Annotated in this window: 15 protein-coding genes; 6 read left to right on the plus strand and 9 right to left on the minus strand. The window is 60.0% G+C overall.

Going from position 1 to position 16,546, the window contains the following annotated elements; translation table 11 throughout:
- Positions 1–220 precede the first annotated feature (220 nt).
- The gene (rep, locus tag AC1DIS_RS07345; RefSeq protein WP_018927510.1) at positions 221–2,230 is read left to right on the plus strand and encodes a DNA helicase Rep; all 2,010 of its coding nucleotides are present in this window, start codon (positions 221–223) and stop codon (positions 2,228–2,230) included.
- Between the two features lie 57 nt (positions 2,231–2,287).
- Positions 2,288–2,860 carry a xanthine phosphoribosyltransferase gene (locus AC1DIS_RS07350; RefSeq protein ID WP_477743570.1) on the plus strand — a complete coding sequence of 191 codons (573 nt, stop codon included), beginning with the start codon at positions 2,288–2,290 and terminating at the stop codon, positions 2,858–2,860.
- Positions 2,861–2,928: 68 nt separating this feature from the next.
- Here AC1DIS_RS07350 and AC1DIS_RS07355 read toward each other — a convergent pair whose 3' ends face one another.
- From AC1DIS_RS07355 to dadA, 6 genes are all read right to left on the minus strand, one after another.
- Positions 2,929–4,851, minus strand: coding sequence for an acetyl-CoA hydrolase/transferase C-terminal domain-containing protein (locus AC1DIS_RS07355; RefSeq protein WP_477743569.1), 1,923 nt, complete (start codon positions 4,849–4,851; stop codon positions 2,929–2,931).
- Between the two features lie 129 nt (positions 4,852–4,980).
- Positions 4,981–5,409 (minus strand): c-type cytochrome, encoded by a 429-nt coding sequence (locus AC1DIS_RS07360; RefSeq protein WP_081625748.1) that lies wholly within the window; start codon positions 5,407–5,409, stop codon positions 4,981–4,983.
- A gap of 170 nt (positions 5,410–5,579) precedes the next feature.
- Positions 5,580–6,128, minus strand: coding sequence for a cupin domain-containing protein (locus AC1DIS_RS07365; RefSeq protein WP_018927504.1), 549 nt, complete (start codon positions 6,126–6,128; stop codon positions 5,580–5,582).
- A 128-nt stretch (positions 6,129–6,256) separates the two neighbouring features.
- The gene (gene alr / locus AC1DIS_RS07370) at positions 6,257–7,330 is read right to left on the minus strand and encodes an alanine racemase (protein ID WP_018927503.1); all 1,074 of its coding nucleotides are present in this window, start codon (positions 7,328–7,330) and stop codon (positions 6,257–6,259) included.
- 111 nt (positions 7,331–7,441) lie between these two features.
- Complete coding sequence (locus AC1DIS_RS07375; protein ID WP_018927502.1) at positions 7,442–7,795, minus strand: RidA family protein; 354 nt, start codon at positions 7,793–7,795, stop codon at positions 7,442–7,444.
- Positions 7,767–9,071 (minus strand): D-amino acid dehydrogenase, encoded by a 1,305-nt coding sequence (gene dadA / locus AC1DIS_RS07380; protein ID WP_064621369.1) that lies wholly within the window; start codon positions 9,069–9,071, stop codon positions 7,767–7,769. The genes AC1DIS_RS07375 and dadA overlap by 29 nt, the downstream gene beginning before the upstream one ends.
- A 156-nt stretch (positions 9,072–9,227) precedes the next feature.
- On the opposite strand from dadA, the gene AC1DIS_RS07385 reads away from it, so the two are divergent.
- Entirely contained in the window at positions 9,228–9,716 is a 489-nt protein-coding gene (locus tag AC1DIS_RS07385) for an Lrp/AsnC ligand binding domain-containing protein (RefSeq protein ID WP_003177284.1), read from the plus strand.
- A 3-nt stretch (positions 9,717–9,719) separates the two neighbouring features.
- Here the strand turns inward: AC1DIS_RS07385 and AC1DIS_RS07390 are convergent, their stop codons facing one another.
- A complete protein-coding gene (locus tag AC1DIS_RS07390; protein WP_064621370.1) occupies positions 9,720–10,073 on the minus strand; it encodes a YkgJ family cysteine cluster protein in 354 nt (117 codons plus the stop codon).
- Positions 10,074–10,221: 148 nt separating this feature from the next.
- On the opposite strand from AC1DIS_RS07390, the gene AC1DIS_RS07395 reads away from it, so the two are divergent.
- Positions 10,222–11,535: an NAD(P)/FAD-dependent oxidoreductase gene (locus AC1DIS_RS07395; RefSeq protein WP_064621100.1), complete on the plus strand. Its 1,314-nt coding sequence runs from the start codon at positions 10,222–10,224 to the stop codon at positions 11,533–11,535.
- Positions 11,536–11,586: 51 nt separating this feature from the next.
- Here the strand turns inward: AC1DIS_RS07395 and AC1DIS_RS07400 are convergent, their stop codons facing one another.
- Positions 11,587–11,832 (minus strand): DUF1127 domain-containing protein, encoded by a 246-nt coding sequence (locus tag AC1DIS_RS07400; protein WP_064621101.1) that lies wholly within the window; start codon positions 11,830–11,832, stop codon positions 11,587–11,589.
- A 179-nt stretch (positions 11,833–12,011) separates the two neighbouring features.
- Here AC1DIS_RS07400 and AC1DIS_RS07405 point away from each other — a divergent pair, with 179 nt between their 5' ends.
- Positions 12,012–13,433 (plus strand): aminotransferase-like domain-containing protein, encoded by a 1,422-nt coding sequence (locus AC1DIS_RS07405; RefSeq protein ID WP_477780807.1) that lies wholly within the window; start codon positions 12,012–12,014, stop codon positions 13,431–13,433.
- Positions 13,434–13,489: 56 nt separating this feature from the next.
- On the plus strand, positions 13,490–15,061 hold the full coding sequence (locus AC1DIS_RS07410) for a phospholipase D family protein (protein ID WP_477743568.1): 1,572 nt from the start codon (positions 13,490–13,492) through the stop codon (positions 15,059–15,061).
- A 167-nt stretch (positions 15,062–15,228) separates the two neighbouring features.
- Here AC1DIS_RS07410 and AC1DIS_RS07415 read toward each other — a convergent pair whose 3' ends face one another.
- Complete coding sequence (locus AC1DIS_RS07415) at positions 15,229–16,374, minus strand: MFS transporter (RefSeq protein WP_064621103.1); 1,146 nt, start codon at positions 16,372–16,374, stop codon at positions 15,229–15,231.
- Between the last annotated feature and the right edge of the window lie 172 nt (positions 16,375–16,546).

Genomic DNA, 16,546 nt, shown 5'->3' on the forward strand with positions numbered 1-16,546 from the left:
ATGCCGCTCGGGTAACCAATGACCCAATATCATCGGTTATCAAACACGACTTCGAGTCTTGAATACGTACATTAGACGCGAATTCATTGCGCATCCTGCGTGAAAGTATCAAAACCGGCAAATAGAGATCGCGTGTTGCGTCACAAGTCGGAGAGAGCAGCACAATTCTCTGAGCCTGTTAAAATGCCGGCCCATTTCGCTAACGACTCCCTGATTTCGTATGTCCCGACTCAATCCCCGGCAGCAAGAAGCCGTGAGCTACGTCGGCGGCCCTCTTTTGGTGCTCGCCGGCGCAGGCTCCGGCAAGACCAGCGTGATCACCCGCAAAATTGCGCATCTGATCCAGAGCTGCGGCATCCGCGCCCAGTACATCGTCGCCATGACCTTTACCAACAAGGCCGCGCGGGAGATGAAGGAACGGGTCGGCACGCTGCTCAAGGGCGGTGAAGGCCGCGGCCTGACGGTGTGCACCTTTCACAACCTGGGCCTGAACATCATCCGCAAGGAACATGTGCGGCTGGGCTATAAACCGGGCTTCTCGATCTTCGACGAGACCGACGTCAAAGCCCTGATGACCGACATCATGCAGAAGGAATACTCGGGCGACGACGGCGTCGACGAGATCAAGAACATGATCGGCGCCTGGAAAAACGACCTGATCCTGCCGCCCGAAGCCCTGGAAAACGCACGCAACCCCAAGGAACAGACCGCCGCCATCGTCTACACCCACTACCAGCGCACGCTCAAGGCGTTCAACGCGGTGGACTTCGACGACCTGATCCTGCTGCCGGTAAAACTGTTCCAGGAACACGACGACATCCTGGAAAAATGGCAGAACAAGGTCCGCTACCTGCTGGTGGACGAATACCAGGACACCAACGCCAGCCAGTATTTGCTGGTGAAACTGCTGATCGGCAAACGCAACCAGTTCACCGTGGTAGGCGACGACGACCAGTCGATCTACGCCTGGCGCGGCGCCCGCCCGGAAAACCTGATGCTGCTCAAGGACGATTACCCGTCCCTGAAAGTGGTGATGCTGGAGCAGAACTACCGCTCCACCAGCCGCATCCTGCGCTGCGCCAACGTGCTGATTTCGAACAACCCGCACGAATTCGAAAAGCAGCTGTGGAGTGAAATGGGTCACGGCGACGAGATCCGCGTGATCCGCTGCCGCAACGAAGACGCCGAAGCCGAGCGCGTGGCCGTGGAAATCCTCAGCCTGCACTTGCGCACCGACCGGCCCTACAGCGATTTCGCGATTCTGTATCGCGGCAACTACCAGGCCAAGCTGATCGAGCTGAAGCTGCAACATCACCAGGTGCCTTACCGACTGTCCGGCGGCAACAGCTTTTTCGGACGCCAGGAAGTGAAGGACCTGATGGCCTACTTCCGCCTGATCGTGAACCCGGACGACGACAACGCCTTCCTGCGGGTGATCAACGTCCCACGCCGGGAGATCGGTTCGACCACCCTGGAGAAGCTGGGCAACTACGCCACCGAGCGAAAAATCTCGATGTACGCCGCCACCGACGAAATCGGCCTGGGCGAACACCTGGACAGCCGCTTCACCGATCGCCTGTCGCGCTTCAAGCGCTTCATGGACAAGGTCCGCGAGCAGTGCGCCGGCGAAGACCCGATCTCCGCCCTGCGCAGCATGGTCATGGACATCGACTACGAGAACTGGCTGCGCACCAACAGCTCCAGTGACAAGGCCGCCGATTACCGCATGGGTAACGTCTGGTTCCTGATCGAGGCACTGAAGAACACGCTGGAGAAAGACGAAGACGGTGAGATGACCGTCGAAGATGCCATCGGCAAACTCGTGCTGCGCGACATGCTGGAGCGTCAGCAGGAAGAGGAAGATGGCGCCGAAGGTGTGCAGATGATGACCTTGCACGCCTCCAAGGGCCTGGAATTCCCTTACGTGTTCATCATGGGCATGGAAGAGGAAATCCTCCCGCACCGCTCCAGCATCGAAGCCGACACCATCGAAGAGGAACGCCGCCTGGCCTACGTCGGGATTACCCGAGCGCGTCAGACGCTGGCTTTCACTTTCGCCGCCAAGCGTAAGCAATATGGCGAGATCATCGACTGCGCGCCCAGCCGCTTCCTCGATGAACTGCCGCCGGACGACCTGGCCTGGGAAGGCAACGACGACACCCCGACCGAAGTCAAAGCCGTTCGTGGCAACAGCGCATTGGCAGATATACGCGCAATGCTAAAGCGCTAGAATTAGCCACATTTATTTAGACCTTCGGCACAAAAGACGCCAACAGAGGACAGCTTCATGGAAGCACTGCACAAGAAAATTCGCGAAGAAGGCATCGTGCTTTCCGACCAGGTCCTGAAAGTCGACGCCTTTCTGAACCACCAGATCGACCCGGCCCTGATGAAGCTGATCGGCGACGAATTCGCCTCGCTGTTCAAGGATTCGGGCATCACCAAGATCGTCACCATCGAAGCCTCGGGTATCGCCCCGGCGATCATGACCGGCCTGAACCTCGGCGTACCGGTGATTTTCGCGCGCAAGCATCAGTCCCTGACCCTGACTGAAAACCTGCTGTCGGCGACGGTCTACTCGTTCACCAAGCAGACCGAAAGCACTGTGGCGATCTCCCCGCGTCACCTGACCAACAGCGACCGCGTGCTGATCATCGACGACTTCCTGGCCAACGGTAAGGCTTCGCAAGCGCTGATCTCGATCATCAAACAGGCCGGCGCGACCGTGGCCGGTCTGGGCATCGTGATCGAGAAGTCGTTCCAGGGTGGCCGTGCGGAACTGGATGCCCAGGGTTATCGCGTGGAATCGTTGGCTCGGGTGCAGTCGCTGAAGGATGGCGTTGTAACCTTCATCGAATAAAGCCACTACACCGAAAAACCAATGTGGGAGCGAGCAGGCTCGCCCCCACATTTGATTTCGACTGCCAGTTATTGCGCGGTGGCTTTGAGGCCGGTGAGCAACAACCGCTGAAACAAATCCTCTTTCAACCCCTCCGGCTTCGTCAGCTGCATCCGCTCCAGATGCACGGGAAACTGCGAAGGTTCTGGCGCATCCAGCGCCGCCTTGCCCAATTCCAGAATCTCCGTGAGCTTGAACTTGCTCTTCAACCAGTTCAGCGCCCGCAATAAATCCCGCTCCTGCGCCGTGAAATCACAGCCCAACGGATATTCCGGAAACAGATTCGAATGCCGGGCCTGAATGGCCTGTAAACGCTGCGGGCTGTTGTCGGCGAAACGCGGATCGAGGCGAAAATGCTTCGATAATTTGCCAGCGTTCTGCGCCTGTTCGATCAGCCCCGGCTGGAAGCGTGAGTCGCTGATGTTCAGCAACGCCTCGATCACCGCCGCGTCGGTCTTGCCCCGCAAATCGGCGATGCCGTACTCGGTGATGACGATGTCCCGCAGATGCCGTGGGATCGTGCAATGGCCGTATTCCCAGACGATGTTCGAACTGACCTCACCGCCCGACTCACGCCAACTGCGCAGGAGCAGGATCGAACGCGCGCCTTCCAGCGCATGGCCTTGGGCGACGAAGTTGTATTGCCCGCCAACGCCGCTCAGTACCCGCCCGTCTTCGAGCTGATCCGCCACGCCCGCACCGAGCAACGTCATGGTGAACACAGTGTTGATGAAGCGCGCATCAAGGCGCTGCAAGCGTTTGAGCTCTTCCTGACCGTAGAGCTCGTTGATGTAACTGATGCGGGTCATGTTGAATTCGAGCCGTTTGCTCTGCGGCAACTCGCGCAAGCGCTCGTAGAAACTGCGCGGCCCGAGGAAAAACCCGCCATGTACCGAGATGCCATCGGTTTGCGCCGACTCATTCAGCGTCCCGGCGTTCGCCTGCTGCTGGGTCTGCACATCCGGGTAGACCTTGCGTCGCACGATCCCGGCGTCCGCCAGCACCAGCAAGCCGTTGACGAACATTTCGCTGCAACCATAAAGGCCCTTGGCAAACGGTTCGACGCCACCTTCGCGCTCGATCAACTGCGCCCACTGGCTGAGATTCAGATCCGCCAGCAACGCCTTGTAACCGTCACTGTCCGCCTGCCGCGCCAGTAACGCCGCCGTCAGGGCATCGCCCATGGCGCCGATGCCGACCTGCAAGGTGCCCCCATCGCGCACCAGCGTGCTGGCGTGCAGCCCGATGAAATGATCCTGGCAACCTACCGGCATGTTCGGTGTGGAGAACAACGTGGTGTTGTCCTTGGCGTCGATCAGCAGGTCGAAGGTGTCGATGCCGACTTCCGCGTCACCGGGCATGTACGGCAAATCGTTGTGCACCTGGCCCACCATCAGGATCGTCTCCCCCGCTGCCCGGCGCTTGGCGATCATCGGCAACAGGTCGAGGGTGATGTCCGGGTTGCAGCTCATACTCAAGCGATCGGGATGTTCGCTGTGGCTGGCGACCAGTTGCGCCACCAGATTCAAACCGGCGGCATTGATGTCCCGTGCGGCGTGGCTGTAATTGCTGCTGACGTAATCCTGCTGGGCCGGGGCGCTGTTCAGCAGGCTGCCCGGTTGCATGAAAAACTGATGAATGTGGATGTTGTTCGGCAGGCTGTCGCGATGCAGGTCGGCGAGGAAATCCAGTTCCGGGTAATCGCCGAACACCCGCTCGATGAAGGGTTCGAGGAAGCGCTTTTGCAAGCCATCACCCAAGGGCGGACGACCGAGACACAGGGCGGTGTAGACCGTCAGCTGCCGCTCGGGCAGTTGCGCAATGCGTTGATACAGCGCGTTGACGAAGTGGTTGGGTTTGCCCAGCCCCAGCGGCAGGCCCATATGGATATGCGCCGGCAACCGTGCCAGAACGTCATCGACCGCCTGCTCGATAGAACACAACTGCACCATCTGATCCTCCCGCCCAACCCATGAATTGGGTTGAACCGAGCTTGCCGGGTCTTTGCTGCAAAGAATAGCCTCAGGCAAATCGCAGGCACAAAAAAGCCGCTCGCAAGCGGCTTTTCGTTGAAAACAGGCTTATTTCAGGCCAGACATCTTCTGGATGGCGCCTTCAAGGTCTTTCAGTTCGCAGTCACTGCATGTGCCTTTTGGTGGCATCGCATTGAGCCCGCTCAACGCTACCTTCGCCAAGCCAGCAGCGGTGCCGCCTTCTTTATCGGCACGTTTTTTCCAGTCTGCGGCATCACCGATCTTCGGTGCGCCCAACAGGCCGGTGCCATGGCAAGCATTGCAGTGTTTGGCAATAATTTCGTCAGGCGTTTTGGACGCACCGCCGCCAACCGAAGCAGCGACTTCCATCCCCTTGCATTCTTTACCCTGCACACAGACTTGGCCGACTGGTTCAAGACGTTTAGCGATATCGTCGTTGGTCGCAGCTTGTGCGCTGACTGCCCAAAGGGCCAATACGGTTGCTGGTGCGGCCAGCATTTTCATAATTAGGTTCACGCGTACACCCTCAATGGTGGCTAGTCACGCCTGCGGCCACGGTTCGCAGGCGGGCGCAAGTATAGCGGTAAGCCCGCCACACTGAAACAACCCCAAAGTCGAAGGGGTCTTATCACAAGGCGGGAATACAGCATGGGCGTCTGCGCAATCCGGGCACGACGCCGTGCCTCTTAGAAATTCGCTGGAGTGGCTGCGCTGATTAGTCGCGCCGGGGCATCGAACGGATTCCGGAAACGGTGCGGCTTGGTACTTTCAAAGTAGTAGCTGTCGCCGGCCTCGAGCACAAATGTTTCGAGCCCTACCACCAGTTCCAGCCGACCCTCCACCAGGATCCCGGTTTCCTCGCCCTCGTGGGTGAGCATCTCCTCGCCGGTGTCGGCGCCTGGCGGGTAGATTTCGTTGAGGAACGCGATAGCCCGGCTCGGGTGAGCCCGACCGACGAGCTTCATGGTCACTGCGCCATCGGAAATATCGATCAGCTCGTGGGCCTTGTAGACGATCTGAGTCGGCTTTTCCTGCAGGATTTCTTCGGAAAAGAACTCGACCATGGACATGGGAATCCCGCCCAGTACCTTCCTCAGCGAACTGATCGAGGGGCTGACGCTGTTCTTCTCGATCATCGATATGGTGCTGTTGGTAACACCCGCGCGTTTGGCGAGCTCACGCTGGGAAAGACCTTTGAGCTTACGGATCGATTGCAGTCGTTCACCGACGTCCAATGCTGGAGCCTCCAGGGATTCAGGTTGCAAGAATATTGAGCGTTATCATGGCGACAGCGTTCAGTATTTACAACACTTGCGCCTGAATCCAGCCTGGCGAAGCGACTTTCGGTCGGGAGCGCTGTTTGTCAGGCCCCGGAATAGAGCAGCGGAACCCGACGCAGGTTGCAGAAGATCTGATAAGGAATCGTGTCGGCGGCTGTCGCGACATCACTGGCGAGGATATTTTTACCCCATAGCTCGACGGGCGAACCGAGGCCGGCTTGCGGCACGTCGGTCAGGTCGACGCAGAGCATGTCCATCGATACCCGCCCCAGCAATTGACTGCGCTGCCCGGCCACCAGCACCGGCGTGCCGCTCGGAGCCTGACGCGGATAACCATCGGCATACCCCATCGCCACCACACCCACACGCATCGGCTTGGGGGTGACGAATTTCGCGCCGTAACCAATCGGCTCGCCGGCCGGCAGTTCACGCACGCAAATCACCTTCGATTCCAGGGTCATCACCGGTTGCAGGCGAGACGCCACGGCATTGGCCTCTTCGAACGGCGTCGCGCCGTAGAGCATGATGCCCGGGCGCACCCAATCGCTCGGAATCTGCGGCCAACCAAGCACCGCCGGCGAGTTACGCAGGCTGATTTCGGCCGCCAAACCCTTACGCGCCGCTTCGAATACCGCGACCTGATCGACGCTGGCGTGGCAGTGCAGTTCATCGGCGCGGGCGAAGTGACTCATCAACACGATCTTCGCCACTTGGCCGCTGGCCAGCAGCCGTTGATAGGCTGCCTGGTAATCCGCTGGATGCAGGCCAACCCGATGCATGCCGGAGTCGAGCTTGAGCCACACCGTAATCGGTTTGCTCAGCGTGGCTTTTTCGATGGCTTCGAGTTGCCACAACGAATGCACCACACACCAGAAGTCATGCTCGACGATCAGCGCCAACTCATCGGCTTCGAAAAAACCTTCCAGCAGCAACACCGGCGCACGAATACCAGCGGCGCGCAGCTCCAGGGCCTCTTCGATACACGCCACGGCAAAGCCGTCCGCCTCGGCTTCCAGCGCCTGGGCGCAACGTACCGCGCCATGGCCATAGGCATCGGCCTTGATCACCGCGAGGGCACGGGCACCCGTGACTTCACGGGCAATCCGGTAGTTGTGACGCAGGGCTTGAAGGTCGATCAGGGCACGGGCAGGACGCATGGCGGCAGACTTCTAGTCGGTCATTGGGAAAAAAACCGGCGCTGGCTGACAGCGTGAACCACCAACAGCGCCGGGAGAGGGATCTTTGTGACTTGATTTATGGCAGAGCGTTTATGGCAGCGCGGCAACGACCGACAGCTCGACCAGGATTTGCGGTTCGCACAGCTTCGATTCGACCGTGGCACGGGCCGGCGCGACGCCTTTTGGCAGCCACTGGTCCCACACCGAATTCATGCCTGCGAAGTGCGCGTCGATGTCTTTCAGGTAAATGGTCACCGACAGCAGACGGTTCTTGTCCGTCCCGGCCAGATCCAGCAAACGCTCGATGTTGGCGAGGGCTTCACGGGTCTGCTGTTCAATCCCGGCGCTCATGTCGTCGCCGACCTGTCCTGCCAGATACACAGTACCGTTATGGACAACGATCTGGCTCATGCGCTCATTGGTGAGCTGGCGCTGGATTGACATGTTTTGCAGGCTCCTTAAGTGTGTTGCCATAACGGGAAATATCGAGGCCTTCGGCGCTGATCTGCGGCGTTCTCTTGGCCATCAGGTCAGCCAGCAAACGACCGGACCCACAAGCCATGGTCCAGCCGAGCGTACCGTGGCCCGTATTCAAGAACAGGTTTTTGAACGGTGTGGCACCGACAATCGGCGTGCCGTCCGGAGTGGTCGGACGCAGGCCAGTCCAGAAACTCGCTTCGGGCAGATTGCCGCCCTGAGGATAAAGGTCGTTGACGATCATCTCCAGGGTTTCGCGCCGGCGCGGGTTCAACGACAGGTCAAAACCGGCGATTTCAGCCATGCCGCCGACGCGGATGCGGTTGTCGAAGCGGGTGATCGCGACCTTGTAGGTCTCATCGAGAATGGTCGACGTCGGGGCCATCGCCGGGTTAGTGATCGGCACGGTCAGCGAGTAACCCTTGAGTGGGTACACCGGGGCCTTGATGCCCAGCGGCTTGAGCAACTGCGGCGAGTAACTGCCGAGGGCCAGCACGTAACGGTCGGCGGTTTCCAGCTTGCCATCGATCCACACACCGTTGATGCGATCACCGGCGAAGTCGAGGCGCTGGATGTCCTGGCCGAAACGGAACTCCACACCCAGTTTCACGGCCATTTCGGCCAGGCGGGTGGTGAATATCTGGCAGTCGCCGGTCTGGTCGTTCGGCAGGCGCAAGGCACCGGCGAGGATGTCGGTGACGCTGGCCAGGGCCGGTTCGACCCGGGCAATGCCGGCACGGTCGAGCAGTTCGAACGGCACACCGGACTCTTTCAGCACGGCGATGTCTTTGGCGGCGCCATCGAGCTGCGCCTGGGTGCGGAACAGCTGGGTAGTCCCCAGGCTACGGCCTTCGTAGGCAATGCCGGTTTCGGCGCGCAATTCGTCGAGGCAGTCGCGGCTGTACTCGGACAGACGCACCATGCGCTCTTTGTTCACCGCGTAACGGCTGGCGGTGCAGTTGCGCAGCATCTGCGCCATCCACAGGTATTGGTCGATATTGGCAGTGGCCTTGATCGCCAATGGCGCGTGACGCTGCAACAGCCACTTGATGGCTTTGAGCGGCACGCCCGGTGCGGCCCACGGTGAGGCATAACCCGGCGAAACCTGCCCGGCGTTGGCGAAACTGGTTTCCATGGCCGGCGCTGGCTGACGGTCCACGACCGTCACTTCAAAGCCGGCTCGTGCCAGATAATAGGCACTGGCGGTACCGATGACGCCGCTACCCAAGACCAGAACGCGCATTTTCATATCCCTCATCGCGGCTTACCGCTGACGTTTATTGTGCAGACCGAAGATGTGGGCAGTTTAAAAAAGATTAGCCAGTGCTTTTCACTATATAAGTGCTTATATTTGGCGACAATTCTCGGCAAAAACCCTTTTCACGGAGGCGCATCCCCTATGCGGACCAACACTCAGACCAAACGTGAGCTGGACAAGATCGACCGCAACATCCTGCGGATTCTGCAAGCGGACGGGCGTATCTCCTTCACCGAACTGGGGGAAAAGGTCGGCCTCTCCACCACCCCCTGCACTGAACGGGTACGGCGCCTGGAGCGCGAAGGGATCATCATGGGCTACAACGCCCGGCTGAATCCGCAGCACCTGAAGGGTAGTCTGTTGGTGTTCGTCGAGATCAGTCTCGACTACAAATCCGGCGATACTTTCGAAGAGTTCCGACGCGCGGTGCTGAAACTGCCCCACGTACTTGAATGCCATTTGGTGTCAGGGGACTTCGATTACCTGGTGAAAGCGCGGATTTCCGAAATGGCCTCGTACCGCAAATTGCTGGGCGACATCCTGCTCAAGTTGCCGCATGTGCGCGAATCCAAGAGCTATATCGTGATGGAAGAAGTGAAAGAGAGTTTGAGTCTGCCGATTCCGGATTGAGCCCTACACCAACACCTGCCGGGTACTGGCCATGTATTCGTGGATCTGCTTCTCGACCCGCGGGTGAATCAGCTCCACTGGCCGCCGTCCATTGGGGCATGGCAATGTCTTGGTGGTACCGAACAGACGGCAGATCAATGGGCGCTCGTCATACACCGTGCAGCCGTTGGGCCCCAGATGGACGCAATTGAGTTCGTCCATCGCCGCGTCCTGCTCGGCCCGGGTCTTGCGCGGCAGGCGGGACATTTCTTCGGGCGAGGTGGTGACCGGCCCACAGCAATCATGGCAGCCGGGCACGCACTCGAAGGTGGGAATCTGCTGGCGCAGCGCGCGAATTTTCTGACTGTTGCAGCTCATCGAAGCGGTGACCCGAATGCGGAATAGACCGGGATTCTGACGCAAAAGCCCCAATCCAGACAGCGCCAACCGACCAATGTTGCCCGTATCCGAAGGGGCGGCTTATGCTCCGTCAACTTTTTCAAACACACGCATCAGGATGACGTCCATGAACGCCCCCGTTCAGCAACCTGCCCCTAACCACCGGCACGTCGCCTCTTATTACGCCGCCAGCAGCCTGCCGCAACCCGACCTTCCAACACTCACAGGTGAGCTGGTTGCAGACGTGTGCGTGGTGGGCGGCGGGTTCTCGGGGCTGAACACCGCGCTGGAACTGGCTGAACGAGGCTTGCGCGTGGTGCTCCTTGAAGCGCACAAGATCGGTTGGGGCGCCAGCGGACGTAATGGCGGGCAATTGATTCGCGGCGTCGGCCATGGCCTCGATCAGTTCACCAACGTGATCGGCGCAGACGGCGTGCGTCAGATGAAACTGATGGGACTGGAAGCGGTGGAAATCGTCCGACAGCGAATCGAGCGCTTTCAGATCGCTTGCGACCTGACCTGGGGCTACTGCGACCTCGCCAACAAGGCCCATGACCTGGAAGGCTTCGCTGAAGACGCCAGCGAGCTGCGCAGGCTCGGTTACCGTTACGAAACCCGTCTGCTGCAAGCCAACGAAATGCACAGCGTGGTGGGTTCCGATCGCTATGTCGGTGGTTTGATCGACATGGGCTCCGGGCATCTGCACCCACTGAACCTGGCACTGGGCGAAGCGGCCGCAGCCCGGCAATTGGGCGCCAAACTGTTTGAGCAATCGGCTGTAACCCGCATCGATTATGGCCGCGAGGTCAAGGTCCACACCGCCCGGGGCTCGGTCCGCGCCAAGACCCTGGTGCTGGGCTGCAACGCCTACCTCAACGATCTCAACCCGCAACTTGGCGGCAAGGTGCTGCCCGCCGGCAGTTACATCATCGCCACCGAACCCTTGAGTGAAGAGCAGGCTCACGCGCTGCTGCCGCAGAACATGGCGGTCTGCGATCAACGGGTAGCGCTGGATTATTACCGACTCTCGGCGGACCGCCGCCTGCTGTTCGGCGGCGCCTGCCATTATTCAGGACGCGATCCGAAAGACATCGCCGCATACATGCGTCCGAAGATGCTGGCGGTGTTCCCGCAACTGGCCGGGGTGAAAATCGACTATCAGTGGGGCGGGATGATCGGCATCGGGGCTAATCGCCTGCCGCAGATCGGCCGGCTCAAGGAGCAACCGAATGTGTATTACGCCCAGGCCTATTCTGGTCATGGCGTAAACGCCACGCACCTGGCAGGCAAGTTGTTGGCTGAGGCCATCAGCGGCCAGCACAGTGGTGGTTTCGATCTGTTTGCCAAGGTGCCGCACATTACCTTTCCAGGCGGCAAACATTTGCGCTCGCCGTTGTTGGCGTTGGGAATGCTTTGGCATCGTCTTAAAGAACTGGCCTGAACCCTTGCAGGAGCTGCCGAAGGCTGCACCTGCAAGGGATCGCGGTTCATCTCACAGATGCCAGAAAGGTTTAAGCCCCTCCTCCCGCGCCTGCTCCCGACTCAACCCGACATCCTTGAGTTGCTCCGGCGTCAGCTCCAACAACGCCTTACGCGTGTGCAGACGATGCCAGAACAGACCCCAGCGCCCCAGGCAGGACGGTGCGTTGCACATAATTGCCTCGCGCGCGCCGTTCTGTTGCCCTGCCGCCAGTTCCTGACTGTGTAACGTCAGCCGCACATCGCTCAAGCCGTTCATTTTCGTCGCTCCTGTTTACTTGGGTAGCCAGAGCTTTCATGATGCGCGGACGGCAAAAAGCATTACAGATTCAACAGGGCAGTATTAATTCCATACAGTTTTTCTGTTCCAGCCTCTGAATCGCTTATTTTTGCCCCATCTGTATTGGTTAACCGAATCACCCACATCGAGACTGCACCATGACCCTTTACGTCAACCTCGCCGAGTTGCTCGGCACACGTATCGAACAGGGCTTCTATCGCCCCGGTGACCGGCTACCCTCGGTGCGGGCGCTGAGTGTCGAGCACGGGGTCAGCCTGAGCACGGTGCAACAGGCCTATCGAGTGCTGGAAGACGTAGGCCTGGCGATGCCCAAACCCAAATCCGGCTATTTCGTACCGGTGAGCCGCGAACTGCCAGAGCTACCCGTGGTCGGCCGCCCAGCCCAACGACCGGTGGATATTTCACAGTGGGATCAGGTGCTGGAACTGATCCGCGCCGTGCCGCGCAAGGATGTCGTGCAGTTGGGCCGCGGTATGCCGGACATCACCTCGCCGACCATGAAACCGCTGCTGCGCAACCTCGCACGTATCAGCCGCCAGCAGGACATGCGAGGCCTGTATTACGACAACATCTGCGGCACCCTCGAACTGCGCGAACAAATCGCCCGCCTGATGCTCGATTCCGGCTGCCAATTGAGCGCCAACGATCTGGTGATCACTACCGGTTGCCACGAAGCGCTGTCGACCAGCATCCGCGCCATCTGCGGACCGGGTGACATCGTCGCAGTGGATTCGCCAAGCTTTCACGGCGCCATGCAGACCCTCAAGGGCCTGGGCATGAAAGCGCTGGAAATCCCCACCGACCCGCTCACCGGCATCAGCCTCGAAGCGTTGGAACTGGCGTTGGAGCAATGGCCGATCAAAGCCATACAGTTGACCCCCAACTGTAACAACCCGCTGGGCTACATCATGCCGGAGTYACGCAAACGTGCGCTGTTGAACCTCGCACAGCGTTTCGACGTGGCGATTATCGAGGACGATGTGTATGGCGAACTGGCCTACACCTACCCCCGCCCGCGCACGATCAAATCCTTCGACGAAGACGGCCGCGTCCTGCTCTGCAGTTCCTTTTCCAAGACCCTGGCACCGGGCCTGCGCATTGGCTGGGTCGCGCCGGGCCGGTATCTGGAGCGCGTGCTGCACATGAAGTACATCAGCACCGGCTCCACCGCGACGCAACCACAGATTGCAATTGCCGAATTTCTCAAGGCCGGGCACTTCGAACCGCATTTGCGGCGGATGCGGATGCAATACCAGCGCAATCGCGACGCGATGATCGATTGGGTCACCCGTTATTTCCCGGCCGGCACCCGCGCCAGCCGTCCGCAAGGCAGCTTCATGCTGTGGGTTGAGCTGCCGGAGGGCTTCGACACCCTGAAACTCAATCGTGCACTGCATGATCAGGGCGTACAGATTGCCGTGGGCAGTATCTTTTCCGCCTCGGGCAAATACCGTAATTGCCTGCGGATGAACTACGCTGCCAAAACGACCCCGCAGATTGAAGAAGCTGTGCGCAAGGTCGGTGCGACAGCAATCAAACTGCTGGCGGAAACCGACTGACCTTTCTTCGGGATACGGCGTCCATATGCTATCCGCCACCATCCGGAATATGCGCCGTGAGAATCAGACAGCCCCTGCTTGCTCTGCTGTTACTCGCCTCGTTCCTGGGTGGCTGCACGACGCTCCACGTCCCTCGCGAACCGAGCCAGGCCCTGCCGGCGACCGACTCTGCTTTCGGCCGCTCGATCCAGGCCCAGGCCGCTCCCCACCAGGGTCAGTCGGGCTTCCGCTTGCTATCCGATAGCACCGAGGCCTTCACCGCCCGCGCCGAGCTGATTCGAAATGCCCAAAGCAGCCTCGATTTGCAGTATTACATCGTCCATGACGGCATCAGCACACGGATACTGATCAGCGAGCTGCTCAAAGCCGCCGACCGAGGCGTGCGAGTGCGGATTCTGCTCGACGACACCACCAGCGATGGCCTGGACCAGATCATCGCAACCCTCGCTGTCCATCCGAAGATTCAGATCCGCGTCTTCAACCCGCTGCACCTGGGCCGCAGCACCGTCGTGACGCGTACCATGGGCCGGCTGTTCAACCTGTCGCAGCAACATCGCCGCATGCACAACAAACTGTGGGTGGCGGACAATAGCGTGGCAATCGTGGGCGGGCGCAACCTGGGGGATGAGTATTTCGATGCCGAGCCCAAACTGAATTTCACCGACATCGACATGCTCAGTGTCGGCCCGGCTGCAGAGCAGTTGGGACACAGCTTCGACCAATACTGGAACAGCGCCCTGAGCAAGCCGATCGAGCAGTTTCTCTCAAGCAGGCCGAGCGCCAGGGACCTGAGAAATACCCGGACCCGCCTGGACGAATCCCTGGAAGAAACGCGCAAACAGAACCACGCGCTCTATCTGCAGTTGATGACCTACACCACTCATCCACGCATGGACGTTTGGCGGCAGGAATTGATCTGGGCCTGGAACAAGGCGCTATGGGACGCACCGAGCAAGGTGTTGTCCGACGGAGAACCTGATCCGCACTTGCTGCTGACCACCCAGTTGGCGCCTGAACTCAACGGGGTCAGCAAAGAGCTGATCATGATCTCGGCCTACGTCGTACCCGGCCAACCGGGACTGGTGTACCTGACCGGTCGCGCCGATGCCGGGGTGTCGGTCAGTTTGCTGACCAACTCACTGGAAGCCACCGATGTTCCCGCCGTGCATGGTGGGTATGCGCCTTATCGCAAAGCCTTGCTGGAGCATGGCGTGCAGCTGTTCGAATTACGCCGCCAGCCCGGGGACAACGGCGGCAGCGGACCGAGCCTGTTTCACAGAGGATCATCCAACCAAAGCTCCGATTCCAGCCTGCACAGCAAGGCCATGATCTTCGACCGACAAAAAACCTTCATCGGCTCATTCAATTTCGACCCGCGCTCGGTGCTCTGGAACACCGAAGTCGGGGTGCTGGTGGACAACCCGGAACTTGCCGAGCGTGTGCGCGAACTGGCGCTGGAGGGTATGGCCCCGGCCCTCAGCTATCACGCGCGACTGGAAAAGGGTCAGATAGTCTGGATCACCGAAGACGACGGTAAGCAGCACACATTGACCAAGGAACCGGGGAGCTGGTGGCGGCATTTCAATTCGTGGTTCAGCAGTACGATTGGCCTGGAGAAAATGCTGTAGTCAGGAGTCTGGTGATAAATTGTGGCGAGGGAGCTTGCTCCCGCTCGGCTGCGCAGCAGTCGCAAATCGACGTCCACGCTCCACCTGAGTAAGCGACAGCACATGATTTAGGGCCGCTGCGCGCCCCAGCGGGAGCAAGCTCCCTCGCCACAGGTTTTGTGCAGCGCTCAGGCCGGCTCGGCAACCACTCCAAACGCCCCTTGCCGCGATACCAGAATCACCAACCCCAACGCGCCCGCCGCCATCAGCAACGGCAAGGCGTGCCCGCTGACCCACTGGCTCCCGGCACCGGCCGCCAACGGCCCGATCAGGCAACCGATCCCCCACAGCTGCGCGATATGGGCATTGGCCCGCACCAGCGCATCGTCGCGATAACGCTCACCGATCAGGATCAGCGACAAGGTGAACAGACCGCCAGCGCTGGCGCCAAACAACACCCACAGCGGCCAGATCAGCAACGTATCGATCAGCAATGGAATCGCCAGGCTCGACAGCAGCAAGAGCATCGCGCAGCCGGTAAACAATGTACGCCGCGACAAGCGATCAGCCAGCGCACCAATCGGCAATTGCAGCAAGGCATCCCCCACCACCACCGTACTGACCATCGCCAGGGCGATTTCCGTGGTGAAGCCCTGACGCAGGCAGTAGACCGGCAACAAGGTCAGGATCATCGCTTCGAACGCAGCAAACAGCGACACCGCCCAGGCAATTGCCGGCAGGCCGCGGCAGAAGTTCAGCAAATCGTTGAGGGTCACGCTGCAGGCCTCACTGGTGGGCGCTCCGCTACGGCCCAGCAGCAGGAACGGTGACGTCATCAGCAAACCGACGCCCACCCAGAAACCGTAATCGTGCTCGGTGCCCAACGCCCCCAACAGTAGCGGCCCGGCCAGCTGACTCAGCGCATAACTGCTGCCATACAGCGCTACCAATCGGCCGCGCCATTGCTCGACCACCAGTTGGTTGATCCAGCTTTCACCAAGGATGAAGACGAGTGTCAGGATCACCCCGATCATCAACCGCAGCACCAGCCAGATCGGGTAGCTCGGCCATAGCGCTAGTAAGCCGATGGACACCGCCCCGGCCCACAGGCACAGGCGCATCAGATTGGCCGTGCCAAGACGGGCCGCGAGATGGCTGGAGATCTTCGCCCCCAGCAACACGCCAATGGCCGGCATCGCCGCCATCACGCCAATCGCGAACGAGCCGTAACCCCAGCCTTCCAGGCGCAGCGACACTAACGGCATGCTGACGCCCAGGGCCAGGCCGACACTCAAGACAGACGCCAAGACGGCGAAATAAGTCGCCCAACGCATGTTCCACGCTCCTGTGGATTGCTATTTTTACTGGCCGCACAAAGTAAATGTGGGAGCGGGCTTGCTCGCGAAGAGGCCATCACATCCAACATCATCGTTGGCTGTTACGGCGCCTTCGCGAGCAAGCCCGCTCCCACAGGGGATCTGTGTCGCTCGGGAGCCCGATGTTCGA

The organism is Pseudomonas sp. 05N433, from assembly GCF_056396925.1.